Origin of the sequence: Acidovorax sp. Root402, assembly GCF_001425125.1 — a bacterium.
GTDB lineage: Bacteria > Pseudomonadota > Gammaproteobacteria > Burkholderiales > Burkholderiaceae_C > Acidovorax > Acidovorax delafieldii.
Genome location: NZ_LMDQ01000013.1, coordinates 776,269 through 795,199 on the forward strand (window position 1 = coordinate 776,269; position 18,931 = coordinate 795,199).

At 65.6% G+C, this 18,931-nt stretch carries 15 protein-coding genes; 8 read left to right on the forward strand and 7 right to left on the reverse strand.

Translation table 11 applies throughout. The annotated features are described in order from the left end of the window. Positions 1–17: 17 nt before the first annotated feature. Positions 18–947 (forward strand): LysR family transcriptional regulator, encoded by a 930-nt coding sequence (locus ASC83_RS10940; protein ID WP_056061881.1) that lies wholly within the window; start codon positions 18–20, stop codon positions 945–947. A 185-nt stretch (positions 948–1,132) separates the two neighbouring features. Here ASC83_RS10940 and ASC83_RS10945 read toward each other — a convergent pair whose 3' ends face one another. Continuing rightward, on the reverse strand, positions 1,133–1,954 hold the full coding sequence (locus ASC83_RS10945; RefSeq protein WP_056061884.1) for a pyruvate, water dikinase regulatory protein: 822 nt from the start codon (positions 1,952–1,954) through the stop codon (positions 1,133–1,135). Between the two features lie 264 nt (positions 1,955–2,218). Here ASC83_RS10945 and ppsA point away from each other — a divergent pair, with 264 nt between their 5' ends. The 4 genes from ppsA (at position 2,219) to ASC83_RS10965 (ending at position 7,759) form a co-directional block, all read left to right on the forward strand. After that, positions 2,219–4,609 carry a phosphoenolpyruvate synthase gene (gene ppsA / locus ASC83_RS10950; RefSeq protein ID WP_056061886.1) on the forward strand — a complete coding sequence of 797 codons (2,391 nt, stop codon included), beginning with the start codon at positions 2,219–2,221 and terminating at the stop codon, positions 4,607–4,609. Positions 4,610–4,676: 67 nt separating this feature from the next. Continuing rightward, the gene (locus ASC83_RS10955) at positions 4,677–5,021 is read left to right on the forward strand and encodes a DUF4212 domain-containing protein (RefSeq protein ID WP_056061890.1); all 345 of its coding nucleotides are present in this window, start codon (positions 4,677–4,679) and stop codon (positions 5,019–5,021) included. Further along, positions 5,014–7,110 carry a VC_2705 family sodium/solute symporter gene (locus ASC83_RS10960; protein ID WP_056061893.1) on the forward strand — a complete coding sequence of 699 codons (2,097 nt, stop codon included), beginning with the start codon at positions 5,014–5,016 and terminating at the stop codon, positions 7,108–7,110. The genes ASC83_RS10955 and ASC83_RS10960 overlap by 8 nt, the downstream gene beginning before the upstream one ends. Positions 7,111–7,234: 124 nt before the next feature. Beyond that, positions 7,235–7,759 (forward strand): hypothetical protein, encoded by a 525-nt coding sequence (locus ASC83_RS10965; protein ID WP_056061895.1) that lies wholly within the window; start codon positions 7,235–7,237, stop codon positions 7,757–7,759. A gap of 143 nt (positions 7,760–7,902) precedes the next feature. Here ASC83_RS10965 and ASC83_RS10970 read toward each other — a convergent pair whose 3' ends face one another. The 3 genes from ASC83_RS10970 to ASC83_RS10980 all read right to left on the reverse strand — a co-directional run bounded on the left by ASC83_RS10970 (position 7,903) and on the right by ASC83_RS10980 (position 9,834). After that, positions 7,903–8,262: an FKBP-type peptidyl-prolyl cis-trans isomerase gene (locus ASC83_RS10970; RefSeq protein ID WP_056061897.1), complete on the reverse strand. Its 360-nt coding sequence runs from the start codon at positions 8,260–8,262 to the stop codon at positions 7,903–7,905. Between the two features lie 155 nt (positions 8,263–8,417). After that, positions 8,418–8,726, reverse strand: coding sequence for a helix-turn-helix domain-containing protein (locus tag ASC83_RS10975; RefSeq protein WP_015013381.1), 309 nt, complete (start codon positions 8,724–8,726; stop codon positions 8,418–8,420). Positions 8,727–8,931: 205 nt separating this feature from the next. Further along, the gene (locus tag ASC83_RS10980) at positions 8,932–9,834 is read right to left on the reverse strand and encodes a LysR family transcriptional regulator (protein WP_056061900.1); all 903 of its coding nucleotides are present in this window, start codon (positions 9,832–9,834) and stop codon (positions 8,932–8,934) included. Between the two features lie 118 nt (positions 9,835–9,952). Here ASC83_RS10980 and ASC83_RS10985 point away from each other — a divergent pair, with 118 nt between their 5' ends. The 3 genes from ASC83_RS10985 (at position 9,953) to ASC83_RS10995 (ending at position 13,284) form a co-directional block, all read left to right on the forward strand. Further along, entirely contained in the window at positions 9,953–10,930 is a 978-nt protein-coding gene (locus tag ASC83_RS10985; RefSeq protein WP_200938919.1) for a hydroxymethylglutaryl-CoA lyase, read from the forward strand. 23 nt (positions 10,931–10,953) lie between these two features. Next, positions 10,954–12,168, forward strand: coding sequence for a CaiB/BaiF CoA-transferase family protein (locus ASC83_RS10990; RefSeq protein ID WP_056061903.1), 1,215 nt, complete (start codon positions 10,954–10,956; stop codon positions 12,166–12,168). A 105-nt stretch (positions 12,169–12,273) separates the two neighbouring features. Then, the gene (locus ASC83_RS10995; protein WP_056062185.1) at positions 12,274–13,284 is read left to right on the forward strand and encodes a tripartite tricarboxylate transporter substrate binding protein; all 1,011 of its coding nucleotides are present in this window, start codon (positions 12,274–12,276) and stop codon (positions 13,282–13,284) included. Between the two features lie 203 nt (positions 13,285–13,487). Here ASC83_RS10995 and ASC83_RS11000 read toward each other — a convergent pair whose 3' ends face one another. The 3 genes from ASC83_RS11000 to rpoD all read right to left on the reverse strand — a co-directional run bounded on the left by ASC83_RS11000 (position 13,488) and on the right by rpoD (position 18,854). Further along, the gene (locus ASC83_RS11000) at positions 13,488–15,062 is read right to left on the reverse strand and encodes a methyl-accepting chemotaxis protein (protein WP_056061906.1); all 1,575 of its coding nucleotides are present in this window, start codon (positions 15,060–15,062) and stop codon (positions 13,488–13,490) included. A gap of 49 nt (positions 15,063–15,111) precedes the next feature. Next, positions 15,112–16,140 (reverse strand): tripartite tricarboxylate transporter substrate binding protein, encoded by a 1,029-nt coding sequence (locus tag ASC83_RS11005; RefSeq protein WP_056061910.1) that lies wholly within the window; start codon positions 16,138–16,140, stop codon positions 15,112–15,114. A 335-nt stretch (positions 16,141–16,475) separates the two neighbouring features. Beyond that, positions 16,476–18,854, reverse strand: a complete 2,379-nt coding sequence (rpoD, locus tag ASC83_RS11010) for an RNA polymerase sigma factor RpoD (protein WP_056061911.1) — start codon at positions 18,852–18,854, stop codon at positions 16,476–16,478. Between the last annotated feature and the right edge of the window lie 77 nt (positions 18,855–18,931).

Sequence of the window (18,931 nt, forward strand, 5' to 3'; positions counted from 1 at the left end):
AAGCTGATGGAGTGGCGATGGAGCTATCGGATATCGACCTGAACCTGCTGGTGCTGTTTCAGCAACTCATGGTCGAGCGGCGCGTGTCGAAAGTGGCCGACAACCTGGGTCTGACGCAGCCTGCTGTCAGCAATGCGCTGGCCAAGCTGCGGCGCATTTTTGGCGACGAGCTGTTCTTGCGCACCTCGGGCGGCATGGTGCCCACGCCTTTTGCAGAGCAATTGGGCGAATCCGTGGGCTATGCGTTGGGCATGATCCACAGCGGGCTGAACCAGCGCACACAGTTCACGCCCGCTACGCTCAAGCGCACCATCACCATTGGCATGACGGACATTGGCGAGATCGTCTTTTTGCCCGCGCTGCTGGAGCGCCTGGGGCGGGAGGCGCCGGGCGTCACGCTGAACACCGTGCGCAACAACGCTGCCCATCTGCGCGAAGACATGGAGGCTGGCAAGGTGGACCTGGCCATCGGCCTGCTGCCGCAGCTGAAAGCCGGGTTCTTCCAGCGGCGCTTGTTCCGCCAGCGCTATGTGTGTCTGTTTCGCAAGGGCCACGCGCTGGACCGGCCCAAGCTGCTGTTGTCGGACTACAAGGCGGCAGAGCACTTGGTGATCGTGTCGGCGGGCACGGGGCACGGCAAGGTTGACGAGCTGATCCAGAAAGCCGGCATCGACCGCCTGGTGCGGCTGAGCGTGCCGCACTTTGTGAGCGTGGGCCACATCCTCCAAAGCACGGCGCTGGTGGCGACGGTGCCCGAGCGGCTGGCGCTCAAGCTGGTCGAGCCCTTTGGCCTGGTGCTGCGCACGCACCCCGTCAAACTGCCTGACGCTCCCATCAGCGTGTTTTGGCACGCCAAGGTGCACCGCGAACCCGTCAATCAGTGGCTGCGCGGGATGGTGTTTGAGCTGTTTGGGGGCGACGGTACCGTTGGCGGTGGGTTACCGTGATCTGTGGGGCGAGCCAGCGGCGCACGCCAGGTTGCGCCGTTGGCTCACTTAGAAATTGCTATGTTATCTGTAGCTTGCTTTTCTTGTAAGTGAAGCGGTAGGCCGGGTTTTTATTCAACATTCTGATCGCCCCACCGAGGGGTTGGTGGTTGTCGGTTGGTGGCAGCGTTGTCACCCTACGCTGTTCAATACACCAGCCGCTCCGGCCGCACCTCCTGCAGGATGGTCGTCGCAATCTCTTCAATCGATTTGGTGGTGGTGGACAGCCACCGGATGCCCGCGCGGCGCATCATGGCTTCGGCCTCGGCCACTTCGGCGCGGCAGTTTTCGATGCTGGCGTATTTGGAGTTGGGGCGACGCTCGGCGCGGATCTCGGCCAGGCGGTCGGGGCTGATGGTCAGGCCAAAGATCTTGCTGCGAAACGGCACCAGGGCCGGGGGCAGCTGGCGGCGCTCGAAATCCTCGGGGATCAGGGGGTAGTTGGCGGCTTTCAGGCCACATTGCATGGCCAGGTACAGGCTGGTAGGGGTTTTGCCGCTGCGGCTCACGCCCACCAGGATCACATCGGCCCCCGCCAGGTCGCGGTTGCTCTGGCCGTCGTCATGGGCCAGGCTGAAGTTGATGGCTTCAATGCGGTCCGTGTACTCCTTGCTGCGGCTCACGTCGCTGAAGCGCCCCACGCGGTGGTGCGACTTGATGCCCAGCTCTTCCTCCAGCGGGTGCACAAAGGTGCCGAACATGTCCAGCAGCATGCCCTTGCAGCCCTCCTGGATGACCTTGAGAACATCCATGTTGACCAGCGTGGTGAAAACGATGGGCTTCTTGCCCTCGACCTCTGCGGTGTGGTTGATCTGCCGCACCGCCTGGTGCGCCTTGTCCACGGTGTCGATGAATGGCAGGCGCACATGGCGCGGCTTCATCTCGAACTGGGCCAGGATGGCGTTGCCGAAGGTTTCGGCGGTGATGCCGGTGCCGTCAGAGACAAAAAATACGGTGCGCGAGTGCATGGAGCCCCTTTTTTTGGATGCGGCTTGCGCCAGCCGGGTGGACACCACAAAGAAGTGGCAATTCCCCGTTTTGCGTCAGTCGCGTGAAAGCGTCAGCCCGATGCCAGATGCGCGGGCCTACAATTGTCACAATTATCCAATTCTCACCATGCACACCGTCGGCCTACAACCACAACGACAAAGCTGCAGCCTGTGCATGGCCGCTCGCCCATCGCTCTCAGGGGGCAGGCGCGCAGACCCGGTTTCAACTTCTGGAGCTTTCCCATGTCTGCACTTTTCAGCCCGACCGCCCTGGTCGTACCGTTTGAAAACCTGAGAATGACCGATGTCGAGGCAGTTGGCGGTAAAAACGCCAGCCTCGGCGAGATGATCTCCCAGCTGCCGCAGGGTGTGCGCGTGCCCACGGGCTTTGCCACCACCGCCCACGCGTTCCGCGAGTTCCTGGCCTACGACGGCCTGGCCGACCGCATCAGCGCCAAGCTCAAAAGCCTGGATACCGAGGACGTGCGCGCCCTCGCACAGGTCGGTGCCGAGATTCGCGCCATGGTTGAGGCCCAGCCCTTCCCGGCCGACCTGCAAAAGGCCATCGCCGACGAATTTGCCAAGCTGAGTGCTGGCAACCCCGCCGCCTCATTTGCCGTGCGCTCGTCCGCCACGGCCGAGGACTTGCCCGACGCATCGTTTGCCGGCCAGCAGGAAACCTTCCTGAACGTGGTGGGCATCGACGAAGTCATGCACAAGATGAAGGAAGTGTTTGCGTCGCTGTACAACGACCGCGCCATTTCCTACCGTGTGCACAAGGGCTTCGAGCACGATGTGGTGGCCCTGTCGGCCGGTGTGCAGCGCATGGTGCGCTCCGACCTGGGCGCCGCCGGCGTGATGTTCACCATCGACACCGAATCCGGCTTTGAGGACGTTGTCTTCATCACCAGCAGCTACGGCCTGGGCGAGACGGTGGTGCAGGGCGCCGTGAACCCCGACGAGTTCTACGTGCACAAGCCCATGCTCCAGGCAGGCAAGAAGGCGCTGATCCGCCGCAACCTGGGCAGCAAGCTGATCCAGATGGTGTTCTCCACGCCTGAAGAAAAGGCCGCCAGCGGCAAGCTGGTCAAGACCATTGATGTGCCCACCGAGCAGCGCAACCGCTACTCGCTGACCGACGCCGACGTGGAGCAACTGGCCCGCTACGCGCTGGTGATCGAGCAGCACTACGGCCGCCCCATGGACATCGAGTGGGGCAAGGACGGCACCGACGGCCAGCTCTACATCCTGCAGGCACGGCCTGAAACCGTGAAGAGCCAGGCCAAGGGCCAGGCCGAGCTGCGCTACAAGCTCAAGGGCCAGGGCACCGTGCTGGCCGAGGGCCGCGCCATCGGCCAGAAGATTGGCACCGGCCCGGTGCGCCTGGTGCACAACATTTCCGAGATGGACAAGGTTCAGCCGGGCGATGTGCTGGTCACCGACATGACGGACCCCAACTGGGAGCCCGTGATGAAGCGTGCCAGCGCCATCGTCACCAACCGGGGTGGCCGCACGTGCCATGCCGCCATCATTGCGCGCGAGCTGGGCATTCCCGCCGTCGTGGGCTGTGGCGACGCGACCGAGCGTCTGAAGGATGGCACGCTGGTCACGGTGAGCTGCTCCGAGGGCGACACGGGCAAGATCTATGACGGCCTGCTCGAAACCGAAGTCACCGAAGTGCAGCGCGGCGCGATGCCCCCCATCAAGACCAAGATCATGATGAACGTGGGCAACCCCCAGCTGGCGTTTGATTTTGCCCAGCTGCCCAACGAAGGCGTTGGCCTGGCGCGGCTCGAGTTCATCATCAACAACAACATTGGTGTGCACCCCAAGGCGATCCTGGACTACCCCCAGATCGATGCCGACCTGAAGAAGGCCGTGGAATCCGTGGCCCGTGGCCATGCATCGCCCCGCGCGTTCTACGTGGACAAGGTCGCTGAAGGCGTGGCCACCATCGCTGCTGCCTTCTGGCCCAAGCCCGTCATCGTGCGCTTGTCTGACTTCAAGTCCAACGAGTACCGCAAGCTGATCGGCGGCAGCCGCTACGAGCCCGAGGAAGAAAACCCGATGCTCGGCTTCCGTGGCGCCGCCCGCTACATCAGCGAAGACTTCGGCGAAGCCTTTGCGATGGAATGTGAAGCCTTGAAGCGCGTGCGCAACGACATGGGCCTGACCAACGTGCAGGTGATGGTGCCCTTTGTGCGTACGCTGGGCCAGGCCGAACGGGTGACCAAGCTGCTGGCCAGCCATGGCCTGCAGCGTGGCAAGGACGACCTCAAGGTCATCATGATGTGCGAGGTGCCCAGCAATGCCATCCTGGCCGAGCGTTTCCTGGAGTTCTTCGACGGCTTCTCCATCGGCTCCAACGACCTGACCCAGCTCACGCTGGGCCTGGACCGTGACTCGGGCCTGGAGCTGCTGGCGCAGGACTTTGACGAACGCGACCCGGCTGTCGAGGCACTGATCCATCAGGCCATCAAGGCCTGCCTGGCCCAGGGCAAGTACATCGGCATCTGCGGCCAGGGCCCCAGCGACCACCCTGACTTTGCGCAGTGGCTGGCCAAGGAAGGCATTTCGTCGATTTCGCTCAACCCCGACAGCGTGATTGCCACCTGGCAGCAACTGGCAGGCTGACGCACCGACCGGGCTGCCATGTGCCAACTGCACCACCCGCCATCGCGTCCGTGATGCCGCGCCAGTGATGCCGTTGCAGCAGCCCGCTACCCGCCCCGCCGACGCCGAGATGGCGGGGCCGTTTCCCCCCGACTTGCACGACGTGCGCCACCTGTGGCTCAAAGCAGGTTTGCTCCTGCTGTGGGCCCTGGTGTCTTTTGGGGCCACCTACTTCGCCCGGGACCTGCAGGTACTGGTGGTGGGGGGCTGGCCTCTGGGCTACTGGATTGCGGCGCAGGGCGCTGTGCTGGTGTTCATCGCCATCGTGGTCGCCTACGGCTGGGCCATGAACCACTTTGAGCGGCAGGACCAGCAGCAACGCGAGGCGTTGGAGCTTTCCGCCCCTCCCGCAGAAGACCGCGCCCATGGCTGAGCGCAAGCCAGGCAGCGCCGAGGCGGACCGCGCCTATTTGTGGCGGCTGCACCGTATTCTGGCGCTGTACGTGGCGGGGGTGCTGGGCTTTCTGGCAATGATGACCTGGGCTGAACACCAGGGGCTGTCGCGCCACTGGATCGGCCCGATTTTTCTGTTCCTCACCGTCATGGTGTATGCCGGCATCGGCGTGTACGGCCGCACGACGGACCCTGAGGACTACTACGTGGCAGGGCGGCGCATTCCGCCCATGTACAACGGCATGGCGACGGCGGCCGACTGGATGAGTGCGGCCTCGTTCATCAGTCTGTCGGGCGCGCTGTACCTGCAGGGCTTTTCGGGCACGCCGGGGCAGGCCGGTGGCCTGGCTTATCTGCTGGGGTGGACGGGGGGCTTTTGCCTGGTGGCCATGCTCATCGCCCCACACCTGCGCGCCATGGGCCTGTACACCGTGCCCGACTTTTTTCACGTGCGTTTTGGCGGGCGCTGGCCGCGTGTCATTGCCGCACTGGCGGCCGTGTTGTGCTCGTTCACTTACGTGGTGGCGCAGATCTACGGCGTGGGGCTGATTGCGTCGCGCCTCACCGGCGTGCAGTTCGAGATCGGCATCATGCTGGGCCTGGGCGGGGTGTTGTTGTGCTCATTCCTGGGCGGCATGCGGGCCATCACCTGGACGCAGGTGGCGCAGTATGTCGTGCTGCTGCTTGCGTTCATGATCCCGGTGTCGTGGCTGGCGTACAAGCAGCTGGGCAACCCGCTGGCGCCATTGGTATATGGCGCGCAGATCAGCAAGATTGCCGACCTGGAGGCACAGCTGCTCGACTCCCCGGCCGAACACCAGGTGGTGCAGGCTTACCTGCAGCGCGCCAAGGACTTCGAAGCGCGCCTGCAGGATGTGGATGCGGCCCTGGAGCGGGAACGCGAAAAGGGTCGTGAGCGCATCCGGGCCCTGCGTGCGCAGAATGCTGATGTGGGCCTGATCGTCTCCGCCAGCCGCGAGCTGGCGGCGCTGCCCCGCGATGCGGCAGCTGCCCGCGAGCGCTGGACCCGCGAAATGCGCGAGAACTACGAGCGCGCGCGTCCTTTGGGCGGGCTGCCGCCCCACAGCCAGGCCTATGCCGGCGACCCCCACGGCACCCCCGAGGAGCAACGCGACTACGAGCTCACGCGCCGTAATTTTCTGGCGCTGATGTTCTGCCTGATGGTGGGCACCGCCGGGCTGCCCCACCTGCTGACCCGCTACTACACATCGCCCACGGTGTCTGCGGCCCGTGCGTCGGTGGGCTGGTCGCTGTTTTTCATTGCGCTGCTGTACCTCAGTGCGCCCGCGCTGGCGGTGCTGGTGAAGTTCGAGGTCATGCAGAACCTGGTGGGCAGCAGTTTTGAGGCCCTGCCTACCTGGATGGCGCAGTGGGCGCGGGTGGACAGCTCGCTGCTGTCGGTGGAAGACGTGAACGGCGATGGCCTGATCCAGTTTGGCGAGATCCGGCTGGGGGCTGACCTCATCATGCTGGCCACGCCCGAACTGGGTGGGCTGCCGTACGTGGTGTCGGGCCTGGTGGCGGCAGGGGGCCTGGCAGCGGCGCTGTCCACGGCCGACGGCTTGCTGCTCACCATCAGCAATGCGCTCGTGCGCGACCTGTATTTCCAGGACACGCGCCGCCAGGCGTCGCCCGAGCAGCGGGTGATCCTGACCAAGTTCACGCTGCTGGCCGTGGCCTTGTCGGCTGCGTTTGTGGCGGCGCTCAAGCCATCCGAAATCCTGCCCATGGTGTCGGCGTCCTTCTCGCTGGCGGCGTCGGCGTTTGTGCCGGTGATGGTGCTGGGAATCTTCTGGCGGGGCACCACGCGGCAAGGCGCGGTGGCGGGCATGCTGGGCGGGCTGGCCATCACGGTGTACTACATGCTGTCGCATGTGCCCGCCATGCAGGCGCTGCCGCGCTGGCTGCTGGCCGATGGGTTGTGGTTCGGCATCCAGCCCATTTCGGCCGGGGTGTTTGGTGTGCCCTGTGGCCTGCTCGTTACCTTGGTGGTCAGCTGGATCACCCGGCCTGCACCTCCGCTGCCACGCATTCGCTCGGAGATGTGAGGGGTTGGCGCCGCGCGGGGGTTATGTGTAAACCCCGATTTGCAGAGGTGCCAAAACATGGGATTCTGGTTCGCAGGTGATAGCCTTGCGGCGTCCCCCGCGACTGCTCACTACTAGGAGACTCATGGTTCTCGTCAAAACCCCCGCAGGCCAGGAAGCACTCAAGGACCGTCACGGCAGCCTGAGCTCGCGCCAGCGCTCGGCCTTCATTCTTTTTGACGGCAAGCGCACCACGGGGGAGATTTTGGCGGCCACGGCGGCCATGGGCATCACGCAGGACGATGTGCAGGCCATGATCGCCCAGGGGCTGTTGGCGCCGGTGGGTGGGCAGATGACTGCCGCAGTCGTAGGCTCCGTTGCTGCCGGTGCACCCCTTGCCTCCGCCACGCTGGCAGAGGCTCCCGCCACCGATCTGGGCACGGTGGCGTCGCCCGTCGAAGGCTCGGGGCGTTCGCCCATGGAGCGCTACCAGGCGGCGTATCCCATCGCCACGGAGCTGACGGCGGCGCTGGGCTTGCGCGGGTTTCGCTTGAACCTCGCGGTGGAGGGCGCAGGCAGTTTTGAAGACCTGGCAGCACTGGCCCCCAAAATCCGGGAGGCGGTGGGTGATGCCAAGTTCGAGCGGCTGGACAAGGCGCTGTTTGATTGAGGCCCCGGGGTTCCGGACTGGTCTCGACGGATAGGAGCCAGAGGGCTCCACAGCCACAGCCCGTTTGCAAGATGCGCGGGCATGAAAAAAGCGGCCCGAGGGCCGCTTTTGTTTTGCCGATGTAGACCGGAAGGGGGCTGAGATCAGCGGCCCACCTTGAGCAGTTCCACGTCGAACTTGAGCGTGGCGTTCGGGGGGATCACGCCGCCCGCACCGCGCGCACCGTAGCCCAGGGCGGCGGGGATGATCAGCGTGCGCTGGCCGCCGATCTTCATGCCCTGTACGCCTTCGTCCCAGCCCTTGATGACCATGCCGGCGCCCAGTGCAAATTCAAAAGGGTCGTTGCGGTCGCGGCTGGAGTCGAACTTGGCACCTTGCTCACCGTTGTTGTACAGCCAGCCGGTGTAGTGCACCGACACGTTCTGGCCCTTGGTGGCTTCGGCGCCTTCGCCCACGGTGGTGTCTTCGTATTGCAGGCCGGATGCAGTGGTGGTCAGTGCCATGGGAGTTCCTTGTTTGCTATTAAAAATATAGCTTCAAGCGCATGTTTTGAGTGCGCTTGAAGCTATTTTGACCCCTATTTTAACGAAAGCCCCGCGCGGAGGTCCGGCGGGGCTTTTCCCTGCGGGGCAGGGCGAGCAGGGGGAGGGAAGAGGGCTCAGGCCTTCTTGGCGCGGCCTGCGACCCAGCGGGTGGCAAAGGCCTGCACGTCCGACAGGCGCTTGAGCAGGTCAGCGCCCGAGGGGGTGACGGTGTAGCCGTCGCTGCCATGGTCCACAAAACCGGCTTCGCGCAGCTCTTTGATGCGGGTGTTGAGCGTGTTGGGGGTGATGCCACCCACGCTGTCCTGCAGCAGGCGGAACGTCTGGGGGTGGCCGTCCTTCAGGGCCCACAGCACGCGCAGCGCATAGCGGCATTCAAGTTTCTCGAAAAGCTGGTTGATGGAAGCATTTTCTTTGGAGCTCATGGACGCTTCTCCTCGCGCAAGTGTTGGATCTGGATTCAGTGCAGGTGGCCGTCAACCGGGCCCGCTGATGCGCTGAGACTATAGCGCGGAACCCATTTTGCTACAAGTTTAGTAGCTCAGAACGCACAGCACACATGCGCTAGTGGCGAAAAATACAATGTTGCGTATCAAACTGTTGCGACAGGGCCACGGTTTTCGGCCCCTGTCAGCTGCGCCCCAGCCCCGCCAGATGCGCGACCAGCAACTGGGCGGCGGGGGGCAGCCACTGGGCGCTGCGATAGCAGATGGCAAAGCGCCGCTGGGCCCAGGGGTCGCTCAGCGGGACGATGCGCACCGGTGCCAGCTGGGCAAACGGCTGGGCCACTTCGCGCGGCACCACGCTGATGGCGAGGTTGGCGCGCACCACGCACAGCGCGGCGTCAAAGTTGGACACCAGCACGCGGTGGGCCAGCATTTTTCCCTCCACCGCAGCGGCGCGCGCCAGCAGCACCTGCACTGCACTGAGCGCGGGCATGCTGACGAATTCGTGCTCCAGCACGTCGGCAAACCGCACGCTCTGCAGCTGGGCCACGGGGTGCGACTCGTGTGCTACCACAGCCAGGTGGTCGCTGCGGTAGGCGCTGGTTTCCAGGCCCGACAGGTCGGCTGCGTCCCAGCAGATGCCGATGGACGCGCTGCCGTCGCGCACGCCTTGCACCACGTCCGGGCTCACGCGTTCCTCCAGGCTGATCTGGATGTTGCGGTGTGCCGGGTCTTGCAGAAAGGCCGCCACATCGTCGGCCAGCGACTCGGCCATGACCGAGGCTGTGACCAGCATGCGCACATGGCCCCGCGTGCCGGTGGCGTAGGCGGCCATGTCGCGCTCGATCTGCCCCACGCTGGCCAGCATGGTGCGGGCATGCTCCAGCAGCGTCTCGCCGGCAGGCGTTGGCACCACGCCCCGGCGCTTGCGCAGCAGCAGCGGTGTGCCCACCGTGTCTTCCAGCTGCGCCAGCCGCTTGCTGATCGCCGAGCCCACGATGGACTCCTGCTCTGCCACACGCGCGATGCTGCGCTGCTCGCACACGGCGGCAAAGAGGCGCAGGGTCTGCAAGTCCAGGTCGCGCATGGCAAACCTCCATGGTTGTGATGTTCCTTTTGGGAATGTTGCGGCTTCCGAGATGTATTTTCTGATTCATTCGGGAATTTTTAGAATCTTGCCCAGACCCACCCGAAAGAGACATCCCGTGCACACCTCACCGATCCCATCCGACCAGCAGCCCCCGGTGGCCCGTGCCATCGTCCGCGAAGTCGGCCTGCGCGACGGCCTGCAAAGCATCGCCACGGTGGTGTCCACCGCGCACAAGATCGAATGGATCAACGCTGCCTACGCCGCCGGCCAGCGCGAGATCGAGGTGGGCTCCTTTGTGCCCGCCCGGCTGCTGCCCCAGCTGGCCGACACGGCCGAGGTGCTGGCCCACGCCAAAACGTTGCCCGGCCTGGTGGCCTCGGTGCTGGTGCCCAACATCAAAGGCGCCGAGCGCGCGCTGGAGCAGGGCGCCGACCTGATGATCGTGCCTCTGTCCGCAAGCCACGCCCACAGCCTGGCCAACCTGCGCAAGACCCCCGACGAGGTGGTGGCCGAGGTCGCGCGTATCCGATCACTGCGCGACGCGAGCGGCAGCCGCACCCTGATCGAGGGCGGCGTGGGCACGGCCTTTGGCTGCACCCTGCAGGGCGAGGTGGCTGAGAGCGAAGTGCTGCGCCTGATGCAGGCGCTGCTGGATGCGGGCGCTGACCGCGTGAGCCTGGCCGACACCGTGGGCTATGCTGACCCGGCTGCGGTCGCCCGCCTGTTTGGCAATGCAAGTGCGCTTGTGGGCGACCGCCTGGCCTGCGCGCACTTCCACGACACGCGCGGCATGGGCCTGGCCAATGTGTATGCCGCCTGGCAGGCAGGCATCACCCGCTTTGATGCCTGCCTGGCGGGCATCGGCGGCTGCCCGCACGCGCCGGGCGCCAGCGGCAATGTCACCACCGAAGACCTCGTGTTCATGCTGGAGCGCATGGGCATTGCCACCGGCATCGATGTGACTGCGCTGCTCGCGCTGCGCCAGCGCGTGGCCGGATGGTTGGCGGGCGAGACCCTGCATGGCACCCTCTGGCAGGCCGGGCTGCCGCAGAATGCCGCACCCGCCGTGCTGCGCGAAGCATCAACGGCCTGAACCCCTTTCTGAACGCTCTGAACATGCACGACACATCCGCCTCTCTCTCGTCCCCCCGCCTGCCGCTGGAAGGCCTGCGCGTGGTGGAGTTCACCCACATGGTCATGGGCCCCACCTGCGGCATGGTGCTGGCCGACCTGGGGGCCGAGGTCATCAAGGTCGAGCCCGTGGACGGCGACCGCACGCGCCACCTGCTGGGCGCGGGCGCGGGCTTCTTCCCCATGTTCAACCGCAACAAGAAGAGCATTGCGATCGACCTGCGCAGCCCCGAGGGCCTGGCGGTGGCGCGCAAGCTGGCCGCATCGGCCGACGTGGTGGCGCAGAACTTCAAGCCCGGCGTGATGACGAAATACGGCCTGGACTATGCCGCGCTGAGCCAGGTCAACCCGCGCCTCATCTACGTCAACCACACCGGCTTCTTGCCCGGCCCCTACGAGCACCGCACGGCGCTGGACGAGGTGGTGCAGATGATGGGCGGCCTGGCCTACATGACCGGCCGCCCCGGCGACCCGCTGCGCGCAGGCAGCAGCGTGAACGACATCATGGGCGGCATGTTCGGTGCCATCGGTGCCATGGCGGCGCTGATGCAGCGCGGCATCACCGGGCGCGGGCAGGAGGTGGACTCGGCCCTGTTCGAGAACAACGTGTTCCTGGTCGGCCAGCACATGATGCAGTACGCCGTCACCGGCAAACCGGCGGCGCCCATGCCCGACCGCATCTCGTCCTGGGCCGTGTACGACGTGTTCAGCGTGAAGGACGGCGGGCAGATCTTTTTGGCCGCCGTGAGCGATGCGCAGTGGCAGACCTTCTGCGACGCCATGGGCTATGGCGACCTGAAGGCCGACACCGGCCTGGCCACCAACAACGACCGTGTGCGCGCCCGCCCCACGCTGATGCCGGTGCTGCGCGAGCGGCTGGCGCAGCGCACGGCGGACGAGCTGGCCGCGATCTTCGAGCGCCACGGCCTGCCGTTTGCACCCATCCGCCGGCCCGAAGAACTGTTTGACGACCCGCACCTGCAAGCCACGGGGGGCCTTGCCGACATCACGCTGCCCGATGGCGAACGTGCCGGGCAGACCGCGCAGATCACGCTGATGCCGCTGCGCATGGACGGCCAGCGGCTCGATGTGCGCTGCGACCCGCCGCGCCTGGGCCAGCACACGGCGCAGCTGCTGCAGGGCCTGGGCTACACGGCCGATGAAGTGGCCGCGCTGCAAGCCACCGGGGCCATTGCCTGATTTTTCCTTGACGACCGGGGCAACCCACGCGGCGCAGACCGCAGGCCCCGGATTCCAACCCCACTACCGGAGACAACCGTGCCCCAGCCCACCCCTGCTTTTGACATGCACCGCATCGCGCCCGCCCGCCATGGCGTGCTCACGCGCCGCCAGGCCCTGGCCACCGGCGCGGCCGCGCTGGGCGCCGCCGCCTGGGGCCTGCCCCGCATGGCGCGTGCCCAGGGCGACGGCAAGCCGCTGCGCGTGATCCTGCCGCTGTCGGCGGGCTCGGGGGCAGACGGCGCCATCCGCGCCATCAGCACCAGCCTGGCCAAGGCGCTGGGCCAGCCCATCGTCATCGAGAACCTTCCGGGCGCGGGCGGCATCACCGGCACCACGCAGATCGTGCGTGCGCCCAAGGACGGCTCGGTGATCGGCGTGGTGTCCAACAACCACGTGGTCAACCCCAGCGTGTACAAGAACATTCCGTTCGACTCGCTGGCCGACATCACCCCCATCACCATCCTGGGCGCCACGCCGTTTGTGCTGGTCGCGCACCCTGCGGTGCCCGCCAAGACGGTGCAGGAGCTGATCGCGCTGGCCAAGTCCAAACCCGGCGTGCTCAACTACGGCTCGTCGGGCAACGGCACCATCCTGCACCTGGGTGCGGCCATGTTCGTGGACCAGGCCAAGCTCGACATCAAGCACATCCCCTACCGGGGCATGGGCCCGCTGATGAACGACATCCTGGGCGGGCAGGTGCAGCTGGGGGTGGTGGCAGTGGCACCGGCGGCTGCGCACATCAAGGCAGGCGCCTTGCGGGCCCTGGGGGTGACCACGGCCACCCGCGTGGCGGCACTGCCGGGCGTGCCCACCATTGCCGAACAAGGCCTGCCAGGCTATGAGCTGGACGGGTGGATCGCCCCCGTGGCGCCTGCGGGCCTGCCCAAGGCTGAGCTGGCGCGGCTGTACAACGGCTTCAAGGCCGCCATGGAGATCCCCGAGGCGCGTGACGCGCTGATTGCGCAGGGCTACGAGATCAAGCTCACGCCGCCCGAGCCGGCCGCCGCCTTCTTCCGCAGCGAAGCAGCGCGCATGGCGCAGGTGGTGAAGAACGCGAACGTGAAGATCGACTGACGCAGCGCAGGGGGCTGCCTGCAGCGTGTTTTCGCGCAGCATCAGGCAGGTTTTGAGGGTTTTCGGGCGCTTGCGCTAGTGCAATATGCCTTAGTAGCTATTATATTGATAGCATTTGCATGGCCGCCGTGGCCCTGCGCCCGCAGGGCTGCAGTGCCACCGCGGGTGCGGTGTGATGTGCAACTGCCTTGCGGCACCCGATATCAGGCGCGCGGCGCGGGGAGCGCGGGATGGGCGTGGCGCAGGCGGAACACCTCCACGGCCTCCACCAGTTGCTGCGCTTGCCCGCTCAGGCTGCCTGCGGCAGCGGCGCTTTCTTCGACCAGGGCGGCGTTCTGCTGTGTCGCCTCGTCCATGCGCACGATGGCCTGCGTCACGCGCAGCATGTCGCTGGTCTGCGCGGCGCTGGCCTGGCTGATCTCTTCCATCAGCGCGCTCACACCCCGGATGGACGACACCACCTCGGCCATGGTGGTGCCTGCATTGCGCGCCAGGTCCGAGCCGGCCTGCACGCGCTCCACGCTGGTCTGGATGAGCTGCTTGATCTCGCGTGCGGCGCTGGCGCTGCGGGTGGCGAGGTTGCGCACCTCGCTGGCCACCACGGCAAAGCCCCGGCCCTGTTCACCGGCGCGCGCGGCCTCGACGGCGGCATTGAGCGCGAGGATGTTGGTCTGGAATGCGATGCCGTCGATGACGCCAATGATGTCGGCAATGCGGCGCGAGCTGTCCTGGATGCCCTGGACCACCTCCACCATCTGCGTGACCACGTCACCCCCCCTCTGCGCCACGGTGGCGCCGTTGCGCGCCAGTTCGTTCGCGCGCTGGGCGTTGGAGGCGTTCTGCTGCACCGTGGATTGCAGCTGCTGCATCGACGAGGTGGTTTCGTCCAGCGACGATGCCTGCTCTTCGGTGCGCATGCTCAGGTCGGCATTGCCCTGCGCGATTTCAGCACTGGCGCTGGCTACGCCCTCGGCATTGCTGCGCACGCCAGAGACCACGTTTTCCAGGTTGTCCTGCATGGCGCGCAACGCCTCCAGCAGGCGCGCGGGTTCATCCGTGCCCTCCACCTCGATGCGGGTGGTGAGATCGCCCGCCGCCACCTTGTGCGCCACCGACACCGCCACCCCCAGGGGGCGCACCACCGAGCGGGTGAGCAGCCAGCCCGCGCAGGCGCCCAGCGCCGTGACCAGCGCGAGTGCCACCAGGCTGCTGAACAGTGCGCGCCGGGCGTCCTGCGCAGCCTCCTGGGCGATGGCTGCACTGCTGGCGGCCACCTGCTGGCTCAGCTCGGTGAGCAGCTTGGCAGGGCCCTGGTCGATGTCGGCCACGTCCGCATCACCCGCCGAGGGCACAAAGCCCAGCGACTGGAACACCTCAAAGCCCTTGCGGTAGCCCTGCGCCATCTGGGCGTGGGCCTGGGTGAACTTTTGCAGCGCCGCCTTTTCCTGCGCGTCGGTCAGCTGGGGCTCCAGCGCCTTGGCCGCATCGGCCACCCGTTTTTCACTGGCCTGGAAGGCATTCCAGTGCAGCTCGCGCTTGCGCGAGTCCTCGCCTCGCAGCAGGGTGTTCTTCCACTCCAGCACTTGGGTCTTGAACTCGCTTTCCATGCGGCTCACGGCACGCTCCTGCGCCACGCGCTGTTGCACCGTGGTGTCGTAGGTGCCCAGCGTTCGGTACAGAGCGGCGATGCCGAACAGCGCGGCCCCCAGCAGCAGGGCCAGCACCAGGCCCAGGGCCGTGGCCATGCGTGCGCCGATGGAGTAGTTGGACATTTTCATCAGAGGCTCCAAAGGTTCTGCAGCGGGCCAGGAGGGCCTGGTGGTGAGATCAGGCCTTCAGCTTGAGCAAATAGACCATCACGCGGGCGGTGGTGAGGTCCAGTTCCATGAACTCTGCCAAATCCTTGCCGGTGAGCCAAGAGGGTTCCCACCGGTTCTGCTTGAGCGTGCGCAGCCAGGATTCATGGCGGGTGGCGGCCTCGACGGCGGCCAGCATCTCTGCCGTGCGTGCGGCGGACACGCCCTTGCCGGTGAACACGCCACGCCAGTTCGCCATCACGGCATCCAGCCCTTGTTCGCGGAACGACGGCAGGCCAAAGACGCTGCGGCGCGACGACACGCCCACGGCGCGCAGCTTGCCGCTGGCAATGGCATCGTTGAACTCGCTGTAGCCCGACAAACCCAGGGCTGCGTTGCCCGACAGCACGGCCTCGACCACCTCGGCACCGCCAGGGAAGGGTTTGTAGACCAGCCCCTCCGGGTTGGCCTTGGCGGCGCGGGCCAGCACGCCTGCGTAGATGTGGTCCACACCACCGGCCGAACCGCCGGCAATCGGCACGGCCTTGAGGTCGGCACGCAGCGCATCGGCGAGGTCCTTGGTGGTCTTGATGGGCGAGTTGGCCGCCACGGCCGCCACCAGATAGTCGCTGGTGAGCCGCGCCAGGGGCTGGATCTGTGTCATGTCCACTGCAGGCTTTTGCAGCGCAACTGCGCCCACCATCACCATGCCACCCATCAGCAGCGTGTTGGGGTCGTTGCTGTACTTTTCGGCGTATTTGGCCAGGCCGATGGTGCCGCCCTTGCCACCGATGTTTTCGTATTCCACCTGGTCCGCAGCGCCGGCTGCGACCATGGCTGCTCCGAGGGCTCGGCCTGTCTGGTCCCAGCCGCCACCGGCATTGGCAGGGATCACGATGCGCACGGTGCCCGCCAGCTTGGCAGGCTTGGCGGCTGCAGGGGCAGGACGGGCTGCTGTCGCAGCGCTCTGCGCCCAGACAGAGGGGCCGAGCGCAGTCCAGGCCAGGGCGGTCGCAACGGATTGGGCAAGGGCACGGCGGCGGTCGATGGCTGCAGACATGGAAAGTCCTTTGACAAGAGGGAAGGCAGGAAGGGCGTCGGGAACCAGATCTCAGGCCGCTGCGGGAGCGCTCTGACTGGGTTGCTTGCGCGTTGCCACGCCGAAGCAACGCAGTCAGCCTGTGGCGGCATGCACAGGGAAGGGACCTGCGCACCACCTGGGCTGCGCGCAATGGTCGCCAGCCAAGCTGTCAGTCTGCTGTCGCTGGCATCAGGGTAAACGCGGGGTTTATGGCCCCGTGCAGAGCGGTGCGCCGATCAGCGCACCATGAAAAACGCCCTGCGCCGCAGGTGCGGGGCTGGGCGTTGGAGCCAGTAAAGGCTGGGTCGCGAGGCTTACAGCGAGTCGATGAAGCTGCGCAGCTTGTCAGAGCGGCTGGGGTGCTTGAGCTTGCGCAGCGCCTTGGCTTCTATTTGGCGAATGCGCTCGCGGGTCACGTCGAACTGCTTGCCCACTTCTTCCAGCGTGTGGTCGCTGGTCATCTCGATACCGAAGCGCATGCGCAGCACCTTGGCTTCGCGCGGCGTGAGGCCGTCCAGGATGTCCTTGACCACGTCGCGCAGGCCGGCCTGCATGGCGGCTTCGATAGGCGCGGTGTTGGCACCGTCCTCGATGAAGTCGCCCAGGTGGCTGTCGTCGTCGTCGCCGATCGGCGTTTCCATGGAGATCGGCTCTTTGGCGATCTTCATGATCTTGCGGATCTTGTCCTCGGGGATCTCCATCTTGGCCGCCAGGATGGACGCATCGGGCTCAAAACCAAACTCTTGCAAGTGCTGGCGGCTGATGCGGTTCATCTTGTTGATCGTCTCGATCATGTGCACCGGGATACGGATGGTGCGCGCCTGGTCGGCGATCGAGCGGGTGATGGCCTGGCGAATCCACCAGGTGGCGTACGTCGAGAACTTGTAGCCCCGGCGGTATTCGAACTTGTCCACCGCCTTCATCAGGCCGATGTTGCCTTCCTGGATCAAATCGAGGAATTGGAGGCCACGGTTGGTGTACTTCTTGGCGATCGAGATCACGAGGCGCAGGTTGGCCTCAATCATTTCCTTCTTGGCATCGCGCGAGGTGGCTTCACCTTCGTTCATTCGCTTGTTGATGCCTTTGAGCTCGGCCAACGGCACGACCACGCGCGACTGCAGGTCGATCAGCTTTTGCTGCAGGTCCTGGATGGGCGGGATGTTGCGCGCGATCACGGCCGACCAGGGCTTGCCGGCGGTGGCCTGCTTCTCGACCCACTGCAGGTTCAGCAGATTGGGCGGGAAGTCCTTGATGAAGGTCTCCTGGGGCATGCCGCACTTGTCCACGATGATGCGGCGCAGCTCACGTTCCTTCTTGCGCACGTCGTCCACCTGGCCGCGCACCATGTCGCACAGCTTCTCGATGGTCTTGGCGGTGAAGCGGATGGTCATCAGCTCGGCCGACAAAGCGGCTTGCGCCTTGACATAGGCGGGCGTGCCGTAGCCTTCCTTGTCGTAGACCTTGTGCACTTTTTCGAACAGCTCGCGCAGCTTGTCGAAGCGCTCCAGTGCCTGCTTCTTGAGTTCTTCCAGCTTCTTGGTCAGTGCCTTGGAACCGCCCTTGCCGTCGTCGTCATCGGCCTCGTCGAATTCGTCGAAGTCTTCTTCGGCCACATAGTCGTCGGCCTCGTTGGGGTTGGAGAAGCCGTCCACGATGGTCGAGATGACGACCTTGCCTTCGCGGATTTCCTCGCCCATGTTGAGGATCTCGGCGATGGTGGCGGGCGATGCGCTGATCGCCTCCATCATGGCCATCAGGCCGCCTTCGATGCGCTTGGCAATTTCGATTTCGCCTTCGCGGGTCAGCAGCTCCACGGTGCCCATTTCGCGCATGTACATGCGCACGGGGTCGGTGGTACGGCCGAATTCCGAGTCCACGGTGGACAGCGCGGCTTCGGCGGCTTCTTCGGCTTCTTCCTCGGTGGCGCCAGCGGGAGCGTTGTCCGTGATGATCAGCGCTTCGGCATCGGGCGTCTGCTCGTACACCGCCACGCCCAGGTCGTTCAGGGTGGTGATGACGGCTTCGAGGGTTTCGGCATCGACCAGCTTGTCGGGCAAGTGGTCGTTGATTTCAACGTGCGTGAGGTAGCCGCGGGTCTTGCCCAGCTTGATCAGGGCCTTCAGGCGCTGGCGGCGCTTTTGCATGTCCTCTTCGGACAGGACGGTTTCGTCCAGGCCGAATTCCTTCATCAAGGCGCGTTCCTTGGCCTTGCTGATCTTCATGCGCAGGGGCTTGACCTTCTCGACCGTGGCGGCTGCCTCGGGGGTCTCTTCGATCTCGCCTTCGAGATCGGCCTCGATGTCCGACAGGTCGGTATCGTCCACGCTCTCATCGCCACCGGCGGCTGCCTTGGGCTTGCGGCCGCGCTTGGCGGGGGCCTTGGCTTCGGCAGCACCAGCAGCCTTGGCGGGGCGGCCAGGCTTTTTCTTGGGCGCTTCTTCGTCGTCGGCGGCTGCGGCGACGGCCTTGGCGCGGGCAGGTTTCTTCTTCAGCAACTCATCGGCAGCTTTGATCAGCTCGGCGGTACTTTTCACGGGCACAGTTTTCACTTTCTTGGCGACCGGGGCGGGCGCAGCGGCAGCGGCCTTTTTGGGGGCCGCCTTGGCCGGCGCTTTGGCCGCGGTTTTGGAGACAGCCTTTGCGGCGGTGCCTGAGGCAGACTTGGGCGACTTCGCGGACTTTTGAGCGGGCATGGAGCAACCTCAGAATCAAAAACGGACACAAAGAAAACGCAAGCGCCTCAGATCCCGGCGCGGGTGGCAACGCAAAG